Source organism: Cryobacterium sp. MLB-32 (assembly GCF_000738085.1).
GTDB lineage: Bacteria > Actinomycetota > Actinomycetes > Actinomycetales > Microbacteriaceae > Cryobacterium.
Window position 1 is genome coordinate 1 of sequence record NZ_JPRS01000270.1, and the last position, 3,086, is coordinate 3,086.

Consider the following 3,086-nt stretch of genomic DNA (forward strand, 5'->3'; position numbering starts at 1 on the left):
ACAACAAGCTCGTCCTGAAAGGTCGGGACGACCATTACTCCTCGACACGGCCGATATCAGGCCCATATAATCGCCCCCATGTCATACGGGCCCAGAACCGCGAACGTGCAAGCGTTCATCGACTCATTGTCGACCCTCAGCAAGGAGGAATGGCACGCTAGCGAAACTGCCATGGGCAGTTCTTACGAGGACCGATATGAAGGGCCGAATGCCGCCCATCATGAAAGCATGGCTGCGGCGAGTTCGTACGGTCTTCTGGCAGAGCAGGGAAGAGCACAAGTCGTCACCGGGGACGCCGTGCGATCCCTCGGGTGGGCAGCGGAAGACCAGGAGAGCCTCGCGCAAGCTGCGCACATCGCGGTCGCCGCAATCGTCGTGATAGACATGCTCCCGTTCAAGAGGGTGGTGCCAGCGTTCATGCCGTTCCGGCACACGTCTGTCGAGCTCCCTTGGTCCGGGCCCAGAACCGCGAAATTGCAAGCGCTCATCGCATCCAAGGACTACGGGCCAAGAACCGCGGAAGCGCAAGCATTCATCGCCTCCTTGGCGAACCTTACCGAGGACGAGTACGACTCTAGCGTTGCTGCCATGTTTCGTTTCGCCGCGGTTGACAGTGAAATTGATGCCGCGCAGACTGAGATCCTGGGTTGGGACTGGGGCGGTCTCAGCGAAGCGCAGGAGGCCGCTCGAATCGTTGCATGGGAAGCCGTGCGATCCCTCGGGTGGGCGCCACAGAAGGAAAGGTTCCTCGTCAAGAATGCGCAACTCGCAGTCGCCGCAATCGTCATTCTTGACCATGTTCCGATCGAGAAGCTGGCGCCGGCGTTCCTGCCCTTCCGGGAAACGTCCGTCACGCTCCCCGTGACGTGGGGGCCGTAACTCATCCGATTGCCACTGATCTATGGAGTTCAGAAACTTAGGATGGCCTCGATGGTTGGCCGTCCAGTCCCTCCACCGTTCGAGCTGGAGGCCGTGACCTCGCCACCAAATGCAGAAGCGGCCACAGGCACCTGCACTGCTGCTTGTCCGTGAGGGACGTCGAGCGCGACAGATCTGAGGCCAAATCACCAGTCGGCCGATCACGGCGATGCCGTGTCACAGGGGAACGCCAACCGGGACGGATTCGGGGTGCAAGACTCGCGTCGCCACTTTCTAGAACGAGGAGCACAGACCTAACGCGTGGCATCAGCTGGCAGAGGCGGCGCGCACACGGTTGTTGCGCGGCTCGTGGGTGAGTTGGACGAGACCGACCGCCTCAAGCAACGTCCGCATGTACCTGCCGAATCTGCCCCACTACCCCTTGCGCAGGCCGCACCAGCCACCCACCGGATCAGTCCCGGCACGCCCCCACGCCTGAGTGGTCTACTTTCCGAAGAGCGCTGACCGGGGCGCGAACGAAGAGCCGGTGATACTGGCGATCGAGACTGGGCCGGGGCGTCAGGTCGCCGGTTGCGCTCGCCCTGTTGACAGTGACATCACAGGAACTGAACTATCTCGGCACCGAACCGAGACGCGGCAGGCGAGGAACAGTGACTGAGGCCGAAGCGCCCGCATCCGGCGGTACGATCACCACCTGCCTGGCCGGGATGTCTCGGCCAGCGGTTCGCACGAGAAGTTCGGCCGTTGGATCGGTGCCCCGTTTGATGACCGCGAGTGCGATCGGGCCTAATTCGAAGTGCCGGGCAACAGAGGTCACCTGGCCAACAGTCCTGTCCTGGCCGTCGGTGTTCTGCACCACAACGTCGTCTCCACGCGACGGCAGCGCGGTTTCTGTATCGTCCGGGTAGAGCATGACCAGCCTGCGCGGTGGATGGCCCACGTTGTGAACCTTGGCCACCGTCTGCTGGCCGCGATAACCGCCTTTGCTCAGGTGCACGGCGGTGCGCAACCAATCCAGTTCATGGGGAATCGTCTTGCCATCGACTTCGGTGGCAAAACTTGGACGCCAGGCGGCTATGCGCAACGCTTCGAGAGCGAGCAGCCCAGCGACAGGAATATCGGAGTCGGCGATGGCGGCCAGAGCGGTGCGGGGCAGCAGCATCTCGCTGTAGGTCCAGCCTGAGGCCGGGTGCCTGGTCGCCACCGCGTATTGATGACCGCCCTGGCTCACAGTCATCCATGGGTCGCGCCAGACCAGTGGGAGGCCATGCGGGGCTGCTACCGGAAGCTCAGGCCGCCCAAGGGTACCGATTGTCGCAAAATCGACGGAACGATCCGCAAGTTCCACCCGTAACGCGAATCGCATGCTGCCCAGCCACTCCAGTAGCCCCGACGCTTCGTCCTGCTCAAGGAGTAACCACAGGTCGGTACCGTCATCCATCAAACGAACCACGTACTCGATCCGACCAGTCATGCCCAGCAGCAGAGTCTCTGTGGATTCGCCCGGCTTCAGGCGGGTGATGCTCTGGCTGGTCAGCGAATTCATCCACCTCAGACGATCGGGGCCGGTGACGGTGATCACCGCCCGGTGGGAGAGGTCCACGATCGCGGCTCCGGTCGCCAGTTGACGCTGCTCGACGAGCGGGTTCCCGTAGCGGGCGGCCACGCCGGCGTTGGGCACATCACCGGAAGCGATAGCACCTGGCCTGTTCAGGAATTCACTCGGCATGAGCGCGATATCCCGAAGCGAACGCGGCGCCATGAACCGGCAAGCCGGTGTGGTCTTTGTTGTTGAGCTGGGCCACGGTGTTACCTTCGTTCATCATGTGCGGTGTGAGGCCGTGTACGCCTCGAGTGGTCAGTACATTCCGAGTTGGAGCTTGGCAGCCGGGGACATCCGGTCCTGACCCCACGGGGGATCCCAGACGAGTTCGATGTCGATCTCGCTGACGCCGGGAACAGTTTTGATTGCCGCGCGGGCATCCTCTTTGAGCACATCGCCCATCCCGCAGCCCGGAGCGGTCATGGACATCTTCACTTCGACGCGGTGAGAGCCGTCGGACAGCAGCTCTTCCTGACAGACGTAGATCAGCCCCAGGTCCACAACGTTAATGGGGATCTCCGGGTCGTAAACGTTTTTGAGGCGGTCCAGCACCTGGTCCAGGTTGAACGGCCCCTGCTTCGTCATCATTGATTCGGTGACAGGC

Annotated in this window: 3 protein-coding genes and 1 pseudogene; 1 reads left to right on the forward strand and 3 read right to left on the reverse strand. The window is 62.3% G+C overall.

Annotated elements, in window-relative coordinates; genetic code table 11:
- Positions 1-105: 105 nt before the first annotated feature.
- The gene (locus JF66_RS17415) at positions 106-879 is read left to right on the forward strand and encodes a hypothetical protein (RefSeq protein ID WP_035880004.1); all 774 of its coding nucleotides are present in this window, start codon (positions 106-108) and stop codon (positions 877-879) included.
- A 306-nt stretch (positions 880-1,185) separates the two neighbouring features.
- Here the strand turns inward: JF66_RS17415 and JF66_RS25420 are convergent.
- The 3 genes and pseudogenes from JF66_RS25420 to JF66_RS17425 form a co-directional block, all read right to left on the reverse strand.
- Positions 1,186-1,278 (reverse strand): annotated as a pseudogene (locus JF66_RS25420) (DUF6855 family protein); the annotation flags it as partial.
- 211 nt (positions 1,279-1,489) lie between these two features.
- Positions 1,490-2,641 (reverse strand): folate-binding protein YgfZ, encoded by a 1,152-nt coding sequence (locus tag JF66_RS17420; protein ID WP_051973710.1) that lies wholly within the window; start codon positions 2,639-2,641, stop codon positions 1,490-1,492.
- Positions 2,642-2,737: 96 nt separating this feature from the next.
- Positions 2,738-3,086: iron-sulfur cluster assembly protein (locus JF66_RS17425; protein ID WP_035880007.1), on the reverse strand; the 349-nt coding region annotated here is incomplete at its 5' end.

Coding starts and splice junctions, on each gene's coding strand:
- JF66_RS17420 (WP_051973710.1), bottom strand. CDS start 2,641: ATGGCGCCGCGTTCGCTTCGGGATATCGCGCTCATGCCGAGTGAATTC.